The sequence below is a fragment of the Acinetobacter sp. MD2 genome, assembly GCF_035615575.1.
Taxonomy (GTDB): Bacteria; Pseudomonadota; Gammaproteobacteria; order Pseudomonadales; family Moraxellaceae; genus Acinetobacter.
Window position 1 is genome coordinate 178,774 of record NZ_VTDK01000004.1, and the last position, 22,842, is coordinate 201,615.

Here is a 22,842-nt window from a genome sequence, read left to right on the forward strand (position 1 = left end):
AGTCGTCATTCATCATTATTTTGACCTTCTGCATTGTTAAAAAGGGTTTGATATAAATGTATCAAACCCTTTTTAGTATCTTTTAAGCCGAAGGCGGAACTTTACCCATAATTCCACGGATTGTGCTTAATACATCGGCAGGGAGAACCACTGTTTTTGCATTGTTCGACTTCGCCATGTCTTGCATGGCTTTAATGTATTGTTCGCCAAGTAAATAGGCAATAGGGGTTTCTTTATCACCTACGGCACTGCTAATCATGCTAATGGCTTGTTGAGATGCATCGGCAAGAACTACTTGTGCTTCAGCATCACGGCGAGAAGCTTCTAAACGGCCATCGGCTTCTAAAATAGCTGCTTGTTTTTCGCCATCGGCACGGGTAACAGTTGCACGGCGCTGACGTTCAGCCGCAGCTTGTGCTTCCATTGCAGCTTGCATGGTTGGAGATGGCTGAATATCTTGGATTTCGACGGTTTTTAGGGTAATTCCCCAATCGGCAATATCATCAGAAATTGCGGCTTTTAGCTTGGCTTTAATATGGTCACGTGATGAAAGCGCATCGTCTAAATCCATTTCCCCAACAATAGAGCGTAATGCAGTTTGCACCAAATTTTGAATCGCCCAGTTAAAGTTTTCAATGCCATAAACCGCTTTTTCTGGCGTAGTTAAATTAATATAGGCTACGGCATTCATCACCAAAACCGCATTGTCACGGGTAATGACTTCTTGTGATGGAATATCAAGCACAATGTCTTTGGTGGTAATTTTATAGGCGACTTCATCTATATAAGGAATTACAAAATTTAAGCCCGGATTGAGAGTGACGTGATATTTACCTAAGCGTTGTACAATCCATTTATAACCTTGTGGAACAATTCGCACACCTTTAAAAATGGTGATCCCGACAAAAATGAGCAGGGCAAACATGATGATTGTAAAATTCATTTTATTTTCCTTATTTAAAGAGGTGTAGAGCGATAGGGTTGAATCACTAAATCGTTGCCAAGAATATCAACGACACTCACCCGATCGCCCACAGCGACTGGGGTCATTGTTCGGCAGATCCATTCATCTGCACCTAATACAGGTACAGGAAAGCGAACTTTAACTTGTTCATGACTCAGTCCCGTTTGGATGACCATACCGACCTGACCAATGGTGGCTTCTCGGGCTAAGCCTGCTTTGGTTTTATCTGTTGATAAGGGTTTTATAAATTTAAACCATAAAATGGTGCATACAATTGAAAGAATGATCCATGTAATCAGTTGTAAACTTAAACTCATCCAAGGAAATAACCACAGTAAAATACTGACCATAACCGCGGCAATACCAAACCATAATGCAGCAAAGGCTGTAAGAATAAGTTCGGATAGCATGAGTACAATACCGACGACAAACCAATGCCAAGGTTCTAAAATAAGCGTCATAGGGCGCCTCTAGTGATGTTCGTTTATTGAATTATTGTGCTGAAATGACTATAACATAATTAGAAAATATAAAAAAAGATGATCGGTTTAGGATCATCTTAAAGAAAGAAGTATCACATTCGTGTTAAATGCTTGGACGTGGTGCAGGTTTAAATGCTGCTGGTGATTTTTTGAAATTTGCAATTGCTGTTTGAATTGCAATAATTTTTTGTTGTGCGGCTTGCTCACCTTCTAAAATTGCCGCTTGTCCCGCATTTAAATCTAAAGCGCCGATTTTCCCAACCTTAGGTTGAATCACAACACTCGCTTGTTTAAGTTCATCATTAATACTTTGTTGCCCCATAATATTGATGGTTTGGTCAAGTAGCCCAAGCATATTGCTTGATCCACCTGTTGGGCGTGCTGAAATATCGACTGCAATTACAATATCTGCACCCATGCTACGAGCAGTTTTGACTGGAATTGGACTCACCAAACCGCCATCGACATATTTTACCCCTGCAATTGTTGTGGGTAAAAAGACGTTTGGAATACTGCACGAAGCACGTACCGCTTGTCCAACATTGCCTTTAATAAAGGTCGTTTTTGCACCATTGTCTAGGCGTGTAGCAACTGCTGCAAAGCGAATGGGAAATTGCTGCATCGGTTTATTATTGACTTGAGTGTTAATATAGTTTTGTAATTTTTGTCCAACAACAAAACCTTCTCGGCTTAAAGTTAAATCGCGCAAGTCGGATTCTTTGAGCTGTGCTGCCATTTGTTGCAGTTGATACGGTGTTTTTCCGCTAGCATATAAACTCCCCACAAAACTTCCTGCACTTGTGCCTGTGACAATTTGTGGATGGATACCATGGGCTTCTAAAATTTTAATTACACCAATATGAGCAAATCCTTTTGCACCGCCACCACCTAATGCAAGTGCAATAACAGGTTCGCGAGCTTTTAAAGTTGGAGCGGGTGTTTTTGTACCAGTGGTGTCACAGCCAAATAAAGCGACACTGAGTAGCGCAAGACCTGACCATTGTGCAAACTTTAACATCATAGCTTTATCATTGAGGGTAAAAATAATCCTGCATCAGAACAGATTTAGCCCATAATGGCTAGTCGTGTTACAAAAGATTTTTGTGTGATTTTTGCCATGTATGGCATCTTTGTGAAGATGAAAAAATGTATAAATATGGTGCGTTATTGCTGTATGTTTTTTACTTGGGAAAGATTATTTTATATGATAAATAAGAATGATCACACTGGGTCTTTGTTGGGTGTGAGTTGATTAGATTTATTTACTGATACTATTCTAAAAGCGACTGAATAAAATTGATTTTATAAATTTAACATCGTTTTATTCGATTTAATTTTGAATTTTAATTTAATTTGACGTTATTATGTCCGATTAAAGTCGAATAGATTTCAAACTTTGTTTTAAAATTAATCAAAATATTAAAAAAATGATTAAAAAAGATGTAACAGACTATTGGAAAAGTAAGGATTTACCGTTATGTTTTTGTGTAAATCTTTCACTTGCTTGTATAGAAGTATATGGAATAAGTAAGAAAGATTAAGTTTATACAAGGATTGTCATCATTTTGTTATCTTTGTTTAGATATAGTGTCGGAACTTCCAAAACTATAAGCTATTTTTATGGAGAAAATACGTGATTAAAGTTAATGTTTTATCTGCTTCAATTGGCGCAGCGTTACTTTTTGGTGCAGTGGGGTCTACTCAAGCGGCAACAACAACGCAAGATGTTGCATCACTTAAAGCACAAGTTGCACAGTTACAGCAGTTGGTACAACAACTGTCAAACCAACAACAGAACCAAGCGGTACAATTGCAACAAACATCTGAACTTGCAGCAGCTAAACCTGCGCCAGTTGCACCAACTGTTGCAAGTGGAAAGCCAGGATGGTTGACTTTGCCAGATGGTCAAACCCAAGTTAAAATTTATGGTAGCGTGCGTGTAGATGGTACGTATGACTTAAAAGGCAACCCATCACCAAGTATTTCAAATAACAGCAATTCAGTGCCATTAAACTCTGCAAATGCAACTAAAAACAACCTAAATGTCTCAGCTGCTACTTCGCGCATTGGTTTAGACATTGTTCGTCCAACTGAATATGGCGACTTAACCGGTAAAATTGAAGCTGACTTTGCTGGTTCTGCAACAGGCAGTTCACAAACGACAAATGGTAACGGTTCGTTCCGTATTCGTCATGCCTATATGTCTTTAGGCAACTGGTTGGTTGGTCAAACCACTTCTCCATTTGTAAATGCGGATACATCACCAGATACAGTCGACTTTAACGGTGCAATGGGCTATGGTTCAACGCGTACAGTTCAAGTCCGCTATACTCAACCTTTAACTGCAAACCAAAAATTATTGGTGGCATTAGAAGGCGGTGATGTTGATAACATTAACAATTCAACAGCTTCAACTGTATTCTCGAAAACTACTACAGTTAATGGTGTGGCGACTACGACATCTACTCAAACAGCAAATACAAGCGGTGGTAACCGCTTACCTGCTTTGACAGCTCGCTACGATGTTACAACAGCTGATAAAAAAGGTTTATTGCAAGTACATGGGATGTTGCATGAGAACCGTATTTCTTTAAATGATAATGTTGACGAAACTAAATTGGGTTGGGGTGTTGGTGTTGGTGGTAAGTATAATTTAACTCCGAATGATACGCTTTTTGCTAACTATTATCATATTAAAGGTGACAGCAAGTATTTACTTTATGCAAATGCTGCTTATGTTGCTTATCAGAATCCAACAACAGGTGACCTTTCTATTTATGAAGGTGAATATGACACAGGCCTGATTGGTTATGGACATAAGTGGTCACCAAAATGGCGTTCGAATATTGCAGCAGGTGCAATTTGGTACAAAGATGATACTGATTATGCTGCAAAGGCTCCATCACTTAATAAAAATTTATACAATATTCTTGTTAATAGCTTCTACACCCCTGTTAAAAACTTAGACTTAGGTATGGAATATACTTATGGTCAACGTGAAACCTTTGCAAGCAGTACTGCAACAACAGACAACAAAGGTGATTACTCACGTGTTAACTTAATGGCGAAATATAGCTTCTAATTGATTCTATCATTGCATAAAGTTTAAAAAACCACCTATTTGTTAGGTGGTTTTTCTTTTGGAATAAGTCAAAAATAACAATAAAAATATTGATAGCTTTTGTTGACTTTAGTGTTATGTTTTAATCTAACCGATTGTTTAAGTGTTTTTTAAGTTAATCCTTATACATTGCGAGGATGAAAGCGCATACCGTATTTTGTGATTGTCCGGTTATATATAAAACGATCTGCATTCAGTTAAGATATAGGTATCGGTTGTATCCATTTTTGACCGAGCAGTGCAAGACTTTCCTTTATAGATAAATTCTGTATATATTGATTTTGATGAGTATTCTCGTCGAGCGATTAGCATTATTCATTTTACAAAAAGAGTGAGTTTATTCACTTTTAAATCGAATTAGAGTGTGAGGCATGGCCAAGATATTAATTATCGAAGATGATTTTATGATTGCTGAGTCCACCATTACCTTATTGAAATATCATGGTTTTGATGTGGAGTGGGTGAATAATGGTGTAGATGGCTTAGCAACATTAGGCAAGCACAACTTTGATATTGTTTTGCTAGATCTTGGCTTGCCCATGATGGATGGTATGCAGGTTCTTAAACAAATTCGACAAAAAACCCAAATTCCTGTGTTAATTATTTCAGCAAGAGATCAGTTGGAAAATCGTGTGGATGGTTTAAACCAAGGCGCAGATGACTATTTGGTTAAACCGTATGAGTTTGAAGAACTCTTTGCCCGTATTCAAGCGCTGTTGCGCCGTGCAGGCATTGAAGCACAAAATACACAAAATGATAAAGTTTTGGTAAATGGCGATTTAGTGTTAGATATTGAGCAGCATATTGCGAAATATAAGGGGCAAATGGTTGAATTATCAAATCGTGAATGGGCAATTTTAACGCCGCTGATGATGCATCCGAACAAAATTTTTTCTAAAGCAAATCTAGAAGATAAGTTGTACGATTTTGATAGTGAAGTTTCGAGTAATACCATCGAGGTTTATATTCATCATTTACGGGCAAAATTAGGCAAAGATTTTATTCGTACCATTCGTGGTTTGGGGTATCGTTTAGGACATCACTAAATCAAGCTCGGTTTTGGATAGCTTATGTCAAAACGTACATCGTTAAATACACGTCTCGTTCTGTTGACCTCGCTGTTAAGTTTTGTGATGGCGTGTATTTTGATGTTCTCAACTTATCATATTGCCAATAAAGAACTTACCCGTATTTTAGATACACAAATGGAGTTTCTTGCCAAACGTGCAACTGTATTTAATTTGAAAAAAATGCACAGTGCATTTAATTTAGATAAAAATGATGTCGATCAAGAGTTACTCATTGATATTTGGTCTTATCAAGATTTAAGCGATATTCGTGAAAATCCGTTGTTGAGTCCTAAAGTAAAAACAGCAGGTTTTTATCAACGCGAAACTCCAAATGGCACGTGGTATACCTATGTGCTACCCACCCCAAACTTTCAAATACAGGTGAGTCAGCATGAACGAGTACGTCAAGTTCTGGCTTTAGAACTCGCAGGAAGCATGGTTTTACCCTATATTATCATTATGCCTTTTGTGTTATTAATGATTTTTTGGATGATTCGCCGTGGGTTAAAACCACTGGACGATATGAAAAATGAACTGGCGCAGCGTGACTCTAATGAGTTAAGTCCGATTGAAGAAGCACAATATCCAATTGAATTATTGCCCGCAATTCATGAAATTAATTATTTATTCGATCGGATTTCGGCAACACAGCAGGAACAAAAACAATTTATTGCTGATGCAGCACATGAATTGAGAACGCCAATTACAGCACTTAATTTACAAACTAAAATTTTATTACGTGATTTTCCTGAAAATGCCGCATTAATTAATTTAAGTAAAGGTTTGGCGCGAATTCAACATTTGGTCAGTCAGCTTTTGTCGTTGGCGAAACAAGATGCATCGATGAATGTTGTGGAGATGCCGAGAAAAATTTGCTTGAATCATGTGGCGTTAAATTGTGTTGAACAATTGATGAATTTGGCGATGGAAAAAGAAATTGATTTGGGCTTTGAGCGTAATGATCAAGTCTTTTTGCATAGCTATGAACCTACCTTGCATTCGGTTATCTATAATTTGATTGATAATGCAATTAAATATACTCCAGAAGCCGGCGTGATTAATATTTCAGTCTATGCAGGCATAGCGCAGGATGCGTTTATTGTGATTGAAGATAGTGGTCCCGGTATTCCTGCCGAGCAATATGATGCTGTATTAAAACGGTTTTACCGTGTGCATCATCATTTAGAGGTGGGGAGTGGTTTGGGATTGTCAATTGTGCAAAAGGCTATTCAGCGTGTAGGTGGAGAATTAACTTTTGCACAAAGTGCTGAACTTAAAGGATTGAAAGTGATGGTTAAACTTCCTTTGAGTTTGTCGTAATAATTTAATTTAGACTTTTAAGCCTTGTAAAAGCATTAAAAATATTTTCATTCGTTTACCATCATTGCCTGTTTTTTCAACTTTAACTTTGTTGAGCCATCCAAAACGGCGTCCAAGTTTACTTAGTTGATATAGACTAGTCGGTTGGTCGTGTAAGAGTTGGTTGATGTATTGCTCGACCTGTGGACGTTCATGCTCTTGAAATCTAAATGCAGTAGAAAATAAGAAACATAGCCAATCTCGGGCTTGGCAAGTGGCCAAATCTAGAACGGTAATTGGATCTGTTTCAAAATCAATAAATGAAATATTTAAATCACGATCGACTAAAATATTGCGTCCAAAGGCTTCACTTAAATAGCCATTGTGTAAGTGAATTTTTTTAATTTCTTCGGCTGCTTTTTTAAATAGGGTAAAACGTCGATTAAAATCTTCTGCAATTGCTAAGGTTTGGTCAAGCTGCATAAGCTGATGATCATCTGACGCAATATCTTGAATAAGTAAACCTTGATCAGACACAGCTAAAACTTTAGGAACATGTACACCAATGGCAGCTAAACTTTCAATACGTGCAGCTTCGCACTGAATTGATGCTGCACCACCATAATTGGGTACAGGCGTGAGTAGCTGAACGTTAAATAGACGTGTTGCCCAAGTGGCAAGCATATATAACCATTTAGGATGTCGCTTGGATGCTTTTTTTAACCAAACTTTTATGCCATCAATATTATACGATTGGATTGAATCTATTTGCTGACTGGCGGTCTTGGCTAAAAAAAGTTGATATTTTTCCATATTAAAGCGTAAATCACATCTAAATGAGCGACTTATCTTACGTGAAAAAAGATTGCTCTGCTATGTGTGGCATACAGTTATTCAGATGAATTTTGTCAAGATGATGTAGGAAAGTACATCATCTTAAAGCATGAGATTTAGAATTTACTTTCTTCTGCATTGGCAGAAATACGATGAATGGACAAGTCTGCACCACGGTATTCATCTTCTTGGCTGAGTCGAATGCCGATGCTGGCTTTTAAAACAGCATAAATGAGGAAGCTACCGCTAAATGCAATGATAATGGCGATGAGAGTACCAATACATTGTGCTAAAAATGACACATGTCCTAAGCCGCCAAGCCATGATTGTCCAAAGACTCCAGCTGCAATGCCACCAAAGGCACCGCAAACACCATGCATTGGCCATACACCAAGCACATCATCGACTTTAAGTTTGTTTTGGGTGTAAGTGAAAAGTTTTACAAATAGGATTCCTGCTATTGCGCCGATTACAAGTGCACCAATAGGGTGCACAATATCTGAACCTGCACAAATTGCAACTAAGCCTGCAAGTGGGCCATTATGTAAAAAGCCCGGGTCATTTTTACCCATTAGGTTTGCAGTAAGCGTACCACCGACCATTGCCATTAAAGAGTTAATTGCCACTAGACCGGAAATTGCATCAACGCGTTGTGCACTCATTACATTAAAGCCAAACCAGCCGACAATTAAAATCCATGAACCTAAGGCTAAAAATGGAATAGATGAGGGTGGATGTGCAGAAACTGCACCATCTTTGCGGTAGCGGCCATGGCGTGCACCCAATAATAAAACTGCGGCCAATGCCATCCATCCACCTACAGCATGCACGACAACAGAGCCTGCAAAGTCGTGGAATGGCGCACCAAAAAAACGTTGTAATTGATCTTGGAAATGAAAATTATTGTTCCAAATGAGACCTTCAATAAAAGGATAAACGAGGCCCACCAAAAATAAGGTTGCAATTGCTTGTGGTCGCATTTTGGCGCGTTCTGCAATTCCACCTGAAATAATAGCAGGTACTGCTGCGGCGAAAGTTAGAAGAAAGAAGCAGCGCATAAGGTTATAGCCATGCTGTGCGGCTAACTCAGTACCACTATGGAAAAAATGTTGACCATAGGCAATATAGTAGCCGATAAAAAAATAAGCGATCGCTGAGATAGAGAAATCTGATAAGATTTTGCTTAAAGCATTGACCTGATTTTTATGTCGAACTGTACCAAGTTCTAAAAAAGCGAAGCCAGCATGCATGGCAAGAACGAGAACTGCGCCTAGAAGTAAAAATAGGAGATCGATATTTTGCATAATATGCTCAAACTGAGTGCTAAATTTTTATTGCATCAAACTATGCGATGTTAGTGCATCAAAATAGTTCAAAATAAATAAAAAATGAGCGCTATAAGTACAATGATGGAAATATTGGCTCATTTAAAGCAAAAAACGCACCAATTTGTAGTTAATTATGCAAATAGATAAAAAGAGTGCACTGTAAAATTCATTTAACAGTGCACATTGTATTACGTGAATATATTATTTATGCACATAATAGGTGGCATAACGTGATTCCTCTTTGTTTGTATGCCAACTGCCATAACGTAAAGAGCCATCCCAAGTATACCAATGTCCATCATGAACATCAGAGCCGCCACCCCAAACACACTTACGGCCTGTATTAACTTGCATGCCTTGGAAGTCACCACTTGTCCAACGACGTACCACAACTTGAACAGGCTGAGCGTAGTAACCAGGTTGGATGTTGACAGTCCAAGTGAAGGCTGTAGAGAAAGATTGGTTGCGACTATAATTTGCATTAAAGTGCACTAAAGATAAAATGTCACCTACGATAGGTAGCCCTTTAGGCATATCTAAGGATGTTCCTACGCCCCAAGAATATCCAGTTGTTTTGGTTTCATTCCATGCATAAGCACAGCTAATTGTTCCTGTTGATGTGCACTTAAAGATTGGACCACGCCAAATCCAGTCATCCCAAGTTGTACTTGCTTGTGTTTTCCCAATCGCCCAAGAGTCTTGATCACCCATTCTACTTGCATTATGTGAATAGTCATCACGGAAACATGCATCGGCTGTGGCATGAACCGATACAAAGGCAGCAGAGATTGACAATGCAAGAGCAGCAGTTTTTTTGAATGCAAACATTGTATTCTCCTTAAAGGCCAAAAATATTTTTGGTGGTATTCACTGGTGCAGAAGGATTACTTGTTGCATCTGTGTCTGAAAGTGTTGATAGCGCAGTCGGTTTTGCTGCTTCTACAGGTGTGATGATGTAGCCTGTTTTGTCTGAGCTGTTTTGAATCATGATTGCATCGGCATTTACAGACATACCCACTAGGTTCTGTACAGCTGTTTGACGTGCTGTTCTTGTTGCACCAGCAGGGCCAAGATCAATCAGGACTTTTTTATTTTCATTTAAAGCCGTCATAATTTTTGTTTTATTGCTGCCATCTAGTGCATCACGTTGATCGAGTAATAGCACATCGTAATTCATTGAATTCCCAACGGCTAATCCTGCTTTAACTTCTTTAGCAATAGTGCCTTCAACTGTCGATGCTGCCAATAATTTTGGACGATTATCTAAAGTTTTACCTTCGATTGAAACAGTATTTTGCGGTGCTGTTGCTGAGCTATTGGCAAGTGCACTGGTTTTATCTGTTGAAGCAGTTGTTGCTGCAAGAGAAGTGGCAAGTGCTGCATTTGATGCTGCAGATGCAGAAGTTGTTACAGTATTGGTACTTTGATTTGATGAAGAATCATCGCTACCACCACAGCCAACCAATGCCGATGTCACAAGACATAGCGCACTATATAGAACAGGCATACGTAAACGCTTATTCATTGAAATTCCTTGAAAGTTTAAAATATTTAAATTCAAAGTAAACTTATGTTTACTTTGAAATTTTAATAAAAAATCTCGTTTTCTTCTAGAAAACATGAATAAAATAAGTAGAAATTATTAACAAAATATTAAATTATTTATTATTTTTTGTTATTTAATGTAATTTTAATATATTAAACAGTAGAATTGTGATTGCTTTTCTTGTGGTTGGTAATCTTAAACTCGATTTACTGCTATTTGTTTCAATCAATTAGATGCAAATCGAATAATTGCTCAAGCTTAGTATCTCCGGATTTCATATCAAAGGTTGGATCCATCTATGCATTATCGCATTTCTGTGTCAAAAAAATTATATTTAAAAACGATTACTCTATGTTCATGCTTAGTGGTGTTGTCTGCTTGCAAAACAGATGAAGCATTGCCAAGTAAAGGAGCAAATATTAGTCATAATTATAGTGTTGAGCGTCAGCAAAATACTGCTGGGTCGTTCAATGGTTCAAGTCGCGAGAACTCGACGCAATACAGTACAACATCTGTCAATACTACTCGTTCAAAGAGTGAAAATGCAGAAACGCAAAATTTAGCGTTAACATCACTTGCACAGGCGACATCTACAAAAGCCTTGAGTGCAAATTTAGCTGCAACAAGTAGTACGGTTGTGATTAATGCGTCTAGCAGTGATGCAAAGCAGCAACTGGAAAAAGCACTGTGCTCGACGATGTCGACTACCACAACAGCATGTGCAGATACCACACCACGCGTTATTCAAATTAATGGTGTTATTGATTTTACAAATGTTGATGGGCAAACATCGAGTGTGGGTTGTATTTATTCAGAAAATCAATGTAAAGACACCAAAGGCCAAGAGCAAATCTTAAGCGTGGATGACTATTGTAAAGGAAAGTCATTATTTAATATTTCCTTTAAAAAAGCAGGACAAAATCCACTTTTGGTGGGTTCAAATAAAACCATTATTGGATTGGGGGCAAGCTCGGGAATTAAAGGTAAGGGTTTAATGCTTAAGGCGGGTGTGAGTAATATCACCATTAAGAATTTAAATATTACTGATATTAACGAGCAAGTGATTTGGGCGGGAGATGCCATTACTATTGATAATGCATCGAATGTCGTCATTGATCACAATTATATTGCCCGCATTGGTCGCCAGTTTGTGGTAACAGGTTGGGGTGCTGCAAAAAATGTGGTGATTAGTAATAATAATTTTGATGGTACAACAGGTTATGGACATTATTGTGATAATCGCCATTACTGGAATTTCTTGTTTTTAGGTGCCAATCAAACGATTACATTAAAGCAAAACTGGATTCATAATACATCTGGTCGTGCACCTGAATTGGGTCAATCTGACTCTGTATCTGGGCTTGGGCTGGTACATGTGGTGAATAACTTATATCAATCAAATTATTACATGGGCGTTCGCACTAGCCCGAAAGTATTGGCATTTGTTGAAGCAAACTATTTTGATAATGCTGCAAATTTAAAAGGTAGTTTCCAACCAATTTTCAAAAAAACTTCAAGTGATTTAGTCTTTGCGCCATATTCTAGCAATATTGCACAAGCCAATGCCTATTGTAGTAGTAAGCTTGGGCGTAATTGTGAAGCGAACTTCTATACCAATTTTAGTAGTAGCGATGCGTTTGAACTTAATGGTGGGGCATTGTCTAGCCAATATGGTCTTGCAATAAAAGATTTTGTTGGTGGTACGAAACCAATGAGTGTAAATTCAGTAAAACAGTATGTTTTAGCGAATGCAGGGCCGAAATGATTGTGTAAAAGCAAAAGCCATATCGGTAAAAAAGACTGAATTCTCAGTCTTTTTTACCTTTTTTTGAGCATAAATATTATAATTTAAAACTCATATAACGGAACATCACATGCTTCAAGTCCATTCTTTGCGTAATCGCTTACTGATTTTATTTGCGGGTATGTCTTTAATTTTAGGGTTATGTATTACCTTATATATTGGTGAGATTGCCTCTGCACAAATGAAGCGAAGCAGTGGTGAAGCACTTTATGAAACTGCCAGAAGTACCAGTCAGACCTTAGCCAACTCTTTGGGTGAGCGCGAGCGCGAAATTATTTTATTGAGTCAGTCGCCTTTTTTTGCCGAAGCCGATTTTAATAATCCTCGGGTGCAACAACAGCTTGATCAAGTCAAAAAATCATATCAATACTACGCATGGCTTGGCATTGCGGATATGTCCGGGCATGTGGCTGTTGCAGCCGATCAGTTACTAAAAGGTGCCGATGTATCGGAACGCCCGTGGTTTGCCAATGGTTTACAGCACGTATATTTGGGTGATGTACACAAAGCGGTTTTATTGGCGAAATTATTAAAATCAAACGATCCGAATGAGCCAATGCGTTTTATTGATTTTGCATCACCGATTTATGATCCGATCACGCATCAAGTTAAAGGCGTGTTGGCAGCACATGCAGATTGGCGTTGGGCGGCAGATGTATTAAAAACAGTATTGCCCCAAGATGCCAAGCAACAAGGCATTGATGTGTTTATTGTCAATAAAGAGGGCGATATTTTATATCCCTTCCAAAGTATTGACCAAGTGACACCGCCCAATTTTAAAGCCAATCATGCCAATTATTTTATGGATGCATGGGATACCGATCAGCAATATTTAACCAGTGATGTGCCTGTGGTTGCTAAAACGGCAATGGATTTGGGCTGGCGTGTGGTGATTCGCCAACCTGTAAAAATTGCTTTGGCAGATGTTTATACCTTGCAACACAAAATTATGCTGATTAGTGCAGTGTTGTCTTTGTTATTGTTGTGGTTGACCTATCAACTGGCCAATAGTTTTAGTCGTCCAATTGTTAAGCTTGCCATGAAAGCTTATGAGGTTGAGCAAGGCAAAGAAAATATTCATTTTAAAACCAGAACGCGGATTCAGGAAATTCAAGGTTTATCTAATTCTTTGGAAAGCATGAAAGAAACCTTGTTACAACAGAAAAATCAATTACAAGAAGCCAATGGCACTTTAGAGCAAAAAGTGCAGGAACGTACCAGTGAATTAGAGCTTGCAAATCAACATCTTGAAAAACTAGCGCGTTATGATGTGCTGACAGGCTTATATAACCGCCGTGCCAGTAATGATTATTTGCAATATTTATATGAAGAAGGGCAAAGCTATGCGGTGCTGTTAATGGATATTGATTTCTTTAAGCGCATTAATGACCATTATGGGCATGATGTAGGCGATCAAGTGTTGCAACAGGTCGCGCAATCATTACCGCAAGATTTAAGAAGTAGTGATATTGTGGCGCGTTTTGGTGGTGAAGAGTTTCTAGTTTTATTGCCAGATAGCGATATTGACGGTGCAATGGTTTTGGCAGAGCGTATACGACAGCGTATTGCAGAGGCAGTTATTTTAGAACAGCACCCGATTACTATAAGTATTGGCGTAAGTGTGTTTCAGACACAGGATGAAAATGCCAATGATGCGATTCGTCGTGCCGATCAAGGCTTATATGCTGCCAAAGCACAAGGACGCAATTGTGTGGTGAGCATGCTGTAGCTATAGCAGTGTGGCAGAAGCGAGTGATCTGCTACACTGTGCTTTATTTTACAGGGGTTGCGACGATGTCTTTTTCGGTGAGAATACGCTCACAGCCTAAAGCTGAACTTTCGCTACAACACAAAAAGTTAAATACTTTAATTGAGCAGATTGAACAGCAAAAAATCACGCTCAAGCAATGGCAACATGCACAGGCAGATATTCAGCAATATGTGCAACAAAAACTCATGCCGATCTATCGGGAATTGCATGAGGTGTTGTTTCAGCAACTACAACAGCTATCTAAGTTGATGCAAAGCTATAGCTTTAGCAAAGCCGAAATATTGCAGTTAGATGCAAAAATGATGCAGTTGGTTCAAATATTAAAGTCATCCAAACTATTAACATCGGTTCAGCTTGAAGATGTTCTACACTTAGATAGGTTTTATCAGCAATTTAATGCCAGTCAAAATAAGAAAAACAAAACTGTACAGCAAAAAAATGATCAATCTTTTGATGATGTTGAACTAAATCAAAACAAGGCAAGTACTGAAGCTATTAACGAAGATTTTGAGTACCATGCTCATCAGCACCAACAAGCCAAAGAACAAGCCAAACAGCAACGCCTACAACAAAAACGTGAAAAAGCTGAGCTTATGGCAACACAATCGCTGAAAACGGTCTATTTAAAAATCACTGCGTTGATTCACCCTGACCGTGAGCAAGATGAAACCAAAAAAGTTGAGAAAACAGCATTGTTCCAACAGGTTAGCCAAGCCTATGAACAGCAAGATTTGTTTTATTTGCTAAAATTGCAATTACAGCTGGAGCAAAATAAGTCTTTCAACAATCAGCCACTTTCTGCCGAGCAAGTGAAGTTTTATCAATTGGCTTTACAAGCACAAAGCGTAAGATTGGACAGTCAAATGGATGAGATTTTACAATCTTTGCATGTGGCAAAGCAGGTGAACATAGCGCAGGTGTATAAAAGTATTGATGCTGACTGTACTGAGTTAAAACAACAATTAACGGCTGAAAAGAAGCGGTTGCAGTTTATGGGGAAAGCGAGTGGAGTGGAGATGTTGTTGGAGAGTTATAACTTTACATGAAAGATGCAAATTTAATCTTTAATAAGAAAAATATCGTTCTCATCTTCAAAGTGAATTTTATTATTAATAGAGTGTCTTGAGTATGCTATAAAATTTTGCTTTTCAAAAAAGTCTTGATCAAAACTTGATTCAAAAAAATCATTAACAATTTTGTGAAAAAAACAAAAGGGGGAAGCTATATACTTTGAAGTTAATCGAAAGTCATTTATTCCTCCAAATTGTAGATGACATTTTGAATGTGAGGTTACGTTTTTGTCATAATCAAAACGTACATGGGAGTTATTAAAAAAAGGTTTTTCATTTTGTAGCATGTCTAGCATAATTTCATAATAAAATTCTGCTAACCATTCATTACAATTTTCACTATAAGTTTCAAAATCTTCAATACGTTCATTAGAAAACTTTGGTACGGGATAATAAGCTAATCTGCAGCTTATAAGATTATCCTCATCATCAAATTCATAATAAAATTGAATAAATGAATTATCTTTGAGTAAAAAGGAATATTGAAAATGATCCAATAATATCTGATATTCACGTGGGTATGATAAGTTTTTTAATATTCCAGATTTGTAGTTTCTCCATGAAATACAGTTACCATCTTGTAGATAGTTACTGCTTAATATAATTTTAGCGAATATTGATTCAATGTTCTTTAAACTTTGGCTCATTTGCCTAACTCTCATTTTAATCCCTCACTAATATACTTCATTAGGTCAGGATTATTTTTTAACTCTTGTAATAAAAGTTCAGGATTCTCTTTAAGCCTATCAAATGATTTTTCTAATTCTTTAATTTCTTTGCTCGAAGTGTGAATTAATTTATTGACGGAAGCAATTTTTTTATCATCTGGACGAATAAAGTTAAAGAATGGAAAATCACTTTTAATAGCTTCAATTTCTTCTTTTAAAGTAATCATTGACGATGAATTACCTGTAATATAACACCAGCCTCTTGATCTCGTTAATGAAGCGAAAAAAGCATTTCGTGCAGTTAAAGAAGAGTCATTTATAACTTTTTGAGAATTAAATACAAAAACAATATTGGATTCATTTCCTTTAGCTCTAAATGGTGTTGAAAGTGTTACACAGCCATTAACTTTAAATATATCATTACTTTCAATATATCCAGGGGTTACTGCTCGAATTGAATAACTATTTAATAAAGATCGGAGCTCTGAAAGTTCTTCTGAAGACTGTCTTTTATTATTAATATTTACAACTATAATTTCTTCAGGCGAAACATTCTCACTGTTTATCAGATTTTTTATTTTTGAGGCTATCCATTTTAGTTCTTCATGAATATTACTAAAAGATTTACATAGGACTAAATCTGTAGGTTGATAACCAGCATCTTTAATAATTTTTTCAAGTTTATTTTTTGAATTTTCAAAAGGTCTAGTCAATTGAACATGGTCGCCTTCAACTATTTTATCTTTTTCAGGGAAAATCATATCATAACCTATAGCTTTCCAATCCTCTCTATCATCATAAGGTTGCATTATTTTATCTTTATTATAAAGTCCCATTGCTATACCATGAGCAGTCATTAGTACAGGACGTGGTGTTCTATAACAATTAGGTAATACAAAATCTTTATCAATCTCTCCATAGTATTTACCTTGTAACATGTCCATAGAAATGTTTGGTAGACCAGTTTTTTGGTTTTTACCAAATAAAATATCTGGTTCTTTAATTTTCATTGCTCGCAACGATTGAAAATCGTCATAAGCCCAAATAATTCTTTTAGGATTTTTAGTGATTTTATAAATAGTTTCAAATAAAGCTGGTGGTAAATCTTGAGCTTCATCTATTAGAACCATATCATAGATCGGTTCTAATAGTTCTCCAACTTTATTTAAAAGATCTCTATAAATAAACTCTAGTGGATCACTATAATGTTTAGCTTCCATAAAAGTTTTTGGTACTAAACCTAACCCATTACATAAATCGGAATACAACCCGGCTCTATTTTTTCCACCCCAAGCATGAAGAATTTTTAATTTATTTTCGAAATCAGGTGCTTTTTTTGCTTCAGCTACATAATATTTACTTATATGCTGAGTAATTGTTCCATATAAACTTTGTGTATTAAATAAATATAAAATTTTATAATCAGAAAGTCTTTTGTGGGTAATAGCAGCCTTTAAAGATAAAACAATAGTTTTACCTGTACCTGCTAATCCTCTAATTCTTTGTGGACCATCAGGAATTTGCATTGAAATAATACGTTGAGCTTCGTCTTGTTTAAATGTTCTTTGTAGAGATTCTTCAATAAAATCATTTATAGTTTCTAGTTTTTTATCTTCTCTTATTTTATATTTATCTTCAAAAACATAAGTCCCTTCTAGTAAACTAATTACTTTATCAAATTCATCATCGTTTAAATTTGTAATATTTAATTTGGATTTTATCTGATGTAATTCTGGAGTTAATTCGTCAGTACTTAAAGTTGAGCAAAATAATTCATTATCAAATAATTTTTTGATCTCTGAAGAAGTGTTAGAAGAAAAAATAAGCCAAGAATGAATAGGAATGGTAATATCCTTTTTCTTTCTAGAGTAAAAAGTAGGTTCATTCTTTAATCTACTTTTAATTTCATCGCAAAATAAATCAACAAAATAATCTTTTGATACTATTTTATCATTATTTTCTTGTATCCAGATTTCTAGTTCATTCTGCTCTTCAATTATTTTAATTTTACTATCAACAATATCAATTAAAATAATACCATATTGTTTAGTAAGAATAATAAAAGCAGGGATTTCTTCATCACTATCTCGTCCTAAGGAAGTTAACTTATAGCCAAAATAACCCTCACAATCTCCAAAAGTACGCTGAATATATGGTACTAAATTTTTAGCGTAAACATTATCTTCTAAATCAATGCTACCAGGGAGAAATTGAAACTTGGGCATAGGTAAACTCTTATCTATTATTAAGCCAAAAATAATGAATAGTTGCTATAAAAGCAACTATTCATTCCATATAATCAAAGCGCCGCAATCTGATCCATATTCGCTTTAATCTTCATTAACTGATCCGCAAATTCAGCCAACTTAGCTTTTTCACCTTCAACCACAGCCGCAGGTGCTTTTGCCACAAAACCTTCATTGCCCAATTTAGTGGCAATTTGGTCATGCTGTTTTTGCACTTTGTCTAAGTCTTTTTGCAAACGACCCAACTCAGCTTTCGGGTCAATCAAACCTTTCATTGGTACAAATACCGACACATGACCGACAACCGAAGAAGACGACAATGGCGGTTGTTCAGCATTAGCCAAGAAGGTAATGCTTTCAACTTTTGCCAAGGCTTTAAACAACGGTTCAATACGGGCAATTTGTGCTTTTTCGGCATCGGTGGTGTTTTGCAATAACACAGGCAATAAACGTGCATTACCTAAGCCCATTTCACCACGAATATTACGCACCGCACCAATTAAGCCTTGTAGCCATTGCATGTCGGCTTCGGCTTGCTCATTGATTTTTTCAGGATTGGCAACAGGGTATTCCGCCATCATGATGGTTTCACCGCCCAAACCAATTTTTGGTGCCAGTGTTTGCCAAATTTCTTCAGTCAAATACGGCATAATTGGGTGTGCAAGACGCAACGATGCTTCCATCACCGCCAATAACACACGGCGTACTTCAGCTTTACGTGCTTCACTCACATTTTCGTCATTTAAAACAGGCTTGGTCAGTTCAACATACCAATCGCAATATTCGTTCCAAATGAATTCGTAAATTGCTTGTGCAGCTAAGTCTAAGCGGTAGGTCGAAAATGCTTGCTGTACCGCAGCTTCTGCTTTTTGTAAACGGCTGACAATCCATTGCTCTGGTAATTCCCAAAGCTCAGGCTGTGCGCTTTGCGCCACAGTTTGACCTTCAACATTCATCATGACAAAACGTGTACCGTTCCAAATTTTATTGGCAAAGTTACGGTAACCTTCCACACGTTTCATATCAAATTTAATGTCACGACCTGTATTGGCAAGTGCACAGAAGGTAAAGCGGACCGCATCTGTACCATAAGCTTGAATGCCTTCTGGGAATTCTTTACGGGTTGATTTTTCAATTTTTGCCGCTTGTTTCGGGTTCATCAAACCTGTGGTACGTTTTTGTACTAAAGTTTCAAGGTCGACACCGTCAATCAAATCTAAAGGATCAAGCACGTTACCTTTCGATTTTGACATTTTTTGACCTTCGCCATCACGGACTAAACCATGCACATACACGGTTTTAAACGGAATTTGTGGCGTGCCATCTTCATTCTTCATAAAGTGCATGGTCAGCATAATCATACGCGCCACCCAGAAGAAGATAATGTCAAAACCTGTCACCAACACATCGGTTGGGTGGAAGGTATTTAAGAAATAGTTGGCTTTGTCTTTGGCTTCATCACCTGTCCAACCTAAGGTTGAGAAAGTCCATAAACCTGATGAGAACCATGTATCAAGTACATCTTCATCTTGGTTGAGTTCAACTTCAGGTGCAAGATTGTGTTTAGCACGGACTTCGGCTTCGTCACGACCCACATAGACATTGCCCTCAGCATCGTACCAAGCTGGAATACGATGACCCCACCACAATTGACGTGAAATACACCAGTCTTGAATGTTGTTCATCCATGCCATATACATATTGCTGTACTGTTCAGGCACAAATTTAATCCGACCATCTTGTACGGCTTCAACGGCAGGCTGTGCCAAAGGTGCAATTTTTACATACCATTGATCCGTCAATAATGGCTCAACAATCACGCCTGAACGGTCACCACGAGGTGGTTTAAGCGTATACGGTTGAATTTGTTCTAACCAACCTTCAGCTTCGGCTTGTTCAACTAATTTTTTACGTGCTTCAAAACGCTCTAAACCAATATACTCCGCAGGGGCAGCAATGGTTTGAGAGATTTGCTCGCCCGCTTTGGCGATATATTCAAACTCTGCCAAAATTTCGGCATTTTTGTTAAAGATGTTGATAATCGCGAGTTCACAACGCTTACCGACTTCGTAGTCATTAAAGTCATGTGCAGGGGTGATTTTTACACAGCCTGTACCGAATGCTTTATCGACATATTCATCTTTCACAATTTCAACTGTACGACCTGTAATTGGCAAAATCAGTTTTTGACCGACCAAGTGCGCATAGCGTTCGTCATCTAGTGCAACCGCAACTGCTGTATCGCCCAATAAAGTTTCAGGACGTGTGGTAGCGACTACGATGTAATCTTTATCGTCGTGCGTGCGTAAGCTTTTATCTTCAAAGAAATATTTAAAGTGCCACAATGAACCTGCTTCTTCTTTATCAGACTCAACTTCTAAGTCAGACAGGGCAGTCTGTAGTTTTGGATCCCAGTTCACCAAGCGTTTACCACGGTAAATTAAGCCTTGCTCGTGTAATTTTACAAAGACTTCTTTGACTGCATTGGATAAACCATCATCCATGGTAAAGCGTTCACGTGACCAATCTACCGATGAACCTAAACGGCGAATCTGTTGGGTAATCGCACCGCCCGATTTTTCTTTCCATTCCCAGACTTTTTCAATGAACTTTTCACGACCTAAATCATGACGGCTGACTTGTTGCGCTGCCAATTGACGCTCAACCACCATTTGCGTGGCAATCCCTGCATGGTCAGTACCCGGTTGCCATAAGGTATTTTTACCCGACATACGGTTATAACGGGTTAAGGCATCCATAATGGCATTGTTAAAACCATGACCCATGTGCAAACTGCCCGTGACGTTTGGCGGTGGAATCATGATACAAAATGAATCGCCTTGTCCTGATGGCTTGAAATAGCCTTTTTCTTCCCATGTTTGATACCATTTGCGTTCGATATCGGTTGGGTCATAGGTGGTTGCAATATTTTGAGCAGAGTCAGTCATAGTCTAAACAGATCAAAAGTGAATAAAAAATTGCATTCATTGTAGCAAAAAAAACAATCCTTGCGTGAAGGTGGTAAACAGATTCAGATTCACATCTTTTGCTATAAAATGTTAGGGTATAGCAAAGATTAAGGACGATGTTTTGTATGGCGTATGCGGTTTATTTAAAGGTAAATACCGAGTCTTATCAGAAATTTTTAGCAATTCAAACTGCACTCAACACCGATTCTACAGCCAAACAGGCACATGCTTTAGGTGCGGTTTTTGCTGATGTTGCGGTACAAATTGTGCAGCAAGCATTTATTGAATTGCTTGAACAGCAAAAACGCCGTATTCGTTTGGCGCACGGTTATGCTATTGCCGATGACGCTGAAAAAGTCATTGCACATGTACTGCACGCGATTCAAAAATATTTACCGTGGTCGATTGCCTTGTTAAGTAACGCCCGCTTAAAGCCGGTGGTTGATTATTTTGATGCGCTTTTGCTTAAAACACCGAACCAAATTTATTTAAAATATTTTGTTGAAGATGATTTGGTCGCTAAAACCCAAACTGCAATTACACAAGTGCGTGCAGGTGAAAAAGAAGCTATTTCAATCGCGTTTGGGTATTTGATTCAAATCATTGATTTAGGCGTACAGCAATTTATTCTGCAACCGAAGCACATTCTAAAATTTAATCTGGTCATAGATAAAACTTTAAATGGTGTGATTCAAGTGTGTTGTAATTTGGCTTATAAACGTCTAACGCAATTGGGTAATGAAGTCAGTTTAGACGTTGCAGAAGATTATATTGCACATTTTTTAACATTTTTAAAGTCTGAGCCGTGGCTTGAAGGGTAAGGGAATACAATCGCAATGAAAACTTTACAAGATCAGGTGGTTTGGATTACAGGTGCATCGTCAGGTATTGGGCAGGCGTTGGCTGTGTTTTGTGCAGCGCAAGGTGCGCAGGTGATCTTGTCGGCACGCCGTGAAGATGAACTTAAAAAAGTACTGCAAAGTTTAGTGCAGCCTGAACGACATGATTATGTACTGATGGATGTGACCAATGAAGTACAAGTACTTGCGGCACATCAAACCGTATTGCAGAAAAAAGGTCGGATTGATTGGTTGATCAATAATGCAGGTGTGAGTCAGCGTGCTTTAATTTCTGAAACGTCCATGCAAACCGAACGCAAAATTATGGAAGTTGATTATTTTGGCCAAGTGTTTTTAACCAAAACGGTTTTACCTACACTTTTGGCGCAAGGGTATGGAAAAATTGTGTTTATTTCAAGTGTGGCAGGGCTGGTGGGGACTCAATATCGTGCGACCTATGCCGCAGCCAAAGCGGCAATTCATATGTGGGCAAATAGTTTAAGAGCCGAAGTTGCAGATCAGGGTATTGCTGTATCCGTCATTTTCCCTGGATTTGTACATACCAATGTATCCTTAAATGCGTTAAATGGTGCAGGCAATCCACAAGCACAGCAAGATTCTGCTATTGAACAGGGTTTAGATGCGAATAGCTTTGCTAAACGTGCCATCTCTGCGGTTTTAGCAAGGCAAGATTATATTGTGATTGGTGGAATGAAGGAGAAATTAGGCGTGGCATTGTCTCGGGTTGCACCACAGCTTTTGTATAAAATGATTCGTAAGGTAAAGGTGAAATAAGTTTTTATGTATAAAAAATGCTCACCTAAGTGAGCA

General features: G+C 37.8%; 18 protein-coding genes. 8 read left to right on the top strand and 10 right to left on the bottom strand.

Annotated features, from left to right (window positions below):
* Positions 1–82 precede the first annotated feature (82 nt).
* The 3 genes from FXN70_RS07455 to FXN70_RS07465 form a co-directional block, all read right to left on the bottom strand.
* Positions 83–943, bottom strand: a complete 861-nt coding sequence (locus FXN70_RS07455; RefSeq protein WP_324646832.1) for an SPFH domain-containing protein — start codon at positions 941–943, stop codon at positions 83–85.
* Positions 944–957: 14 nt separating this feature from the next.
* A complete protein-coding gene (locus FXN70_RS07460) occupies positions 958–1,425 on the bottom strand; it encodes an NfeD family protein (protein ID WP_324646833.1) in 468 nt (155 codons plus the stop codon).
* A gap of 124 nt (positions 1,426–1,549) precedes the next feature.
* Positions 1,550–2,464: a patatin-like phospholipase family protein gene (locus FXN70_RS07465; protein WP_324646974.1), complete on the bottom strand. Its 915-nt coding sequence runs from the start codon at positions 2,462–2,464 to the stop codon at positions 1,550–1,552.
* 615 nt (positions 2,465–3,079) lie between these two features.
* Here FXN70_RS07465 and FXN70_RS07470 point away from each other — a divergent pair.
* The 3 genes from FXN70_RS07470 (at position 3,080) to FXN70_RS07480 (ending at position 6,957) form a co-directional block, all read left to right on the top strand.
* Positions 3,080–4,528, top strand: coding sequence for a DcaP family trimeric outer membrane transporter (locus FXN70_RS07470; RefSeq protein ID WP_420714385.1), 1,449 nt, complete (start codon positions 3,080–3,082; stop codon positions 4,526–4,528).
* Between the two features lie 410 nt (positions 4,529–4,938).
* A complete protein-coding gene (locus tag FXN70_RS07475) occupies positions 4,939–5,613 on the top strand; it encodes a response regulator transcription factor (RefSeq protein WP_324646834.1) in 675 nt (224 codons plus the stop codon).
* 24 nt (positions 5,614–5,637) lie between these two features.
* The gene (locus FXN70_RS07480; RefSeq protein ID WP_324646835.1) at positions 5,638–6,957 is read left to right on the top strand and encodes an ATP-binding protein; all 1,320 of its coding nucleotides are present in this window, start codon (positions 5,638–5,640) and stop codon (positions 6,955–6,957) included.
* A 9-nt stretch (positions 6,958–6,966) separates the two neighbouring features.
* On the opposite strand, the gene FXN70_RS07485 is transcribed toward FXN70_RS07480, so the two are convergent.
* The 4 genes from FXN70_RS07485 to FXN70_RS07500 all read right to left on the bottom strand — a co-directional run bounded on the left by FXN70_RS07485 (position 6,967) and on the right by FXN70_RS07500 (position 10,623).
* Positions 6,967–7,749, bottom strand: a complete 783-nt coding sequence (locus FXN70_RS07485) for an RIO1 family regulatory kinase/ATPase (protein ID WP_324646836.1) — start codon at positions 7,747–7,749, stop codon at positions 6,967–6,969.
* Between the two features lie 137 nt (positions 7,750–7,886).
* The gene (locus FXN70_RS07490; protein ID WP_324646837.1) at positions 7,887–9,074 is read right to left on the bottom strand and encodes an ammonium transporter; all 1,188 of its coding nucleotides are present in this window, start codon (positions 9,072–9,074) and stop codon (positions 7,887–7,889) included.
* 225 nt (positions 9,075–9,299) lie between these two features.
* Positions 9,300–9,926, bottom strand: coding sequence for a hypothetical protein (locus tag FXN70_RS07495; protein ID WP_324646838.1), 627 nt, complete (start codon positions 9,924–9,926; stop codon positions 9,300–9,302).
* Positions 9,927–9,936: 10 nt separating this feature from the next.
* The gene (locus FXN70_RS07500) at positions 9,937–10,623 is read right to left on the bottom strand and encodes a hypothetical protein (RefSeq protein WP_324646839.1); all 687 of its coding nucleotides are present in this window, start codon (positions 10,621–10,623) and stop codon (positions 9,937–9,939) included.
* Positions 10,624–10,942: 319 nt separating this feature from the next.
* On the opposite strand from FXN70_RS07500, the gene FXN70_RS07505 reads away from it, so the two are divergent.
* The 3 genes from FXN70_RS07505 to FXN70_RS07515 all read left to right on the top strand — a co-directional run bounded on the left by FXN70_RS07505 (position 10,943) and on the right by FXN70_RS07515 (position 15,265).
* A complete protein-coding gene (locus tag FXN70_RS07505; protein WP_324646840.1) occupies positions 10,943–12,409 on the top strand; it encodes a hypothetical protein in 1,467 nt (488 codons plus the stop codon).
* 109 nt (positions 12,410–12,518) lie between these two features.
* Positions 12,519–14,177 (top strand): diguanylate cyclase, encoded by a 1,659-nt coding sequence (locus FXN70_RS07510; RefSeq protein WP_324646841.1) that lies wholly within the window; start codon positions 12,519–12,521, stop codon positions 14,175–14,177.
* Positions 14,178–14,242: 65 nt separating this feature from the next.
* Positions 14,243–15,265: a molecular chaperone DnaJ gene (locus FXN70_RS07515; protein WP_324646842.1), complete on the top strand. Its 1,023-nt coding sequence runs from the start codon at positions 14,243–14,245 to the stop codon at positions 15,263–15,265.
* An 11-nt stretch (positions 15,266–15,276) separates the two neighbouring features.
* On the opposite strand, the gene FXN70_RS07520 is transcribed toward FXN70_RS07515, so the two are convergent.
* The 3 genes from FXN70_RS07520 to FXN70_RS07530 all read right to left on the bottom strand — a co-directional run bounded on the left by FXN70_RS07520 (position 15,277) and on the right by FXN70_RS07530 (position 21,151).
* On the bottom strand, positions 15,277–15,936 hold the full coding sequence (locus FXN70_RS07520) for a DUF2290 domain-containing protein (protein WP_324646843.1): 660 nt from the start codon (positions 15,934–15,936) through the stop codon (positions 15,277–15,279).
* A gap of 11 nt (positions 15,937–15,947) precedes the next feature.
* Positions 15,948–18,182 carry a hypothetical protein gene (locus FXN70_RS07525; protein ID WP_324646844.1) on the bottom strand — a complete coding sequence of 745 codons (2,235 nt, stop codon included), beginning with the start codon at positions 18,180–18,182 and terminating at the stop codon, positions 15,948–15,950.
* A gap of 74 nt (positions 18,183–18,256) precedes the next feature.
* A complete protein-coding gene (locus FXN70_RS07530) occupies positions 18,257–21,151 on the bottom strand; it encodes a valine--tRNA ligase (RefSeq protein ID WP_324646845.1) in 2,895 nt (964 codons plus the stop codon).
* A gap of 146 nt (positions 21,152–21,297) precedes the next feature.
* On the opposite strand from FXN70_RS07530, the gene FXN70_RS07535 reads away from it, so the two are divergent.
* Positions 21,298–21,993, top strand: a complete 696-nt coding sequence (locus FXN70_RS07535) for a hypothetical protein (RefSeq protein WP_324646846.1) — start codon at positions 21,298–21,300, stop codon at positions 21,991–21,993.
* 15 nt (positions 21,994–22,008) lie between these two features.
* Complete coding sequence (locus FXN70_RS07540) at positions 22,009–22,806, top strand: SDR family oxidoreductase (RefSeq protein ID WP_324646847.1); 798 nt, start codon at positions 22,009–22,011, stop codon at positions 22,804–22,806.
* Positions 22,807–22,842 lie beyond the last annotated feature (36 nt).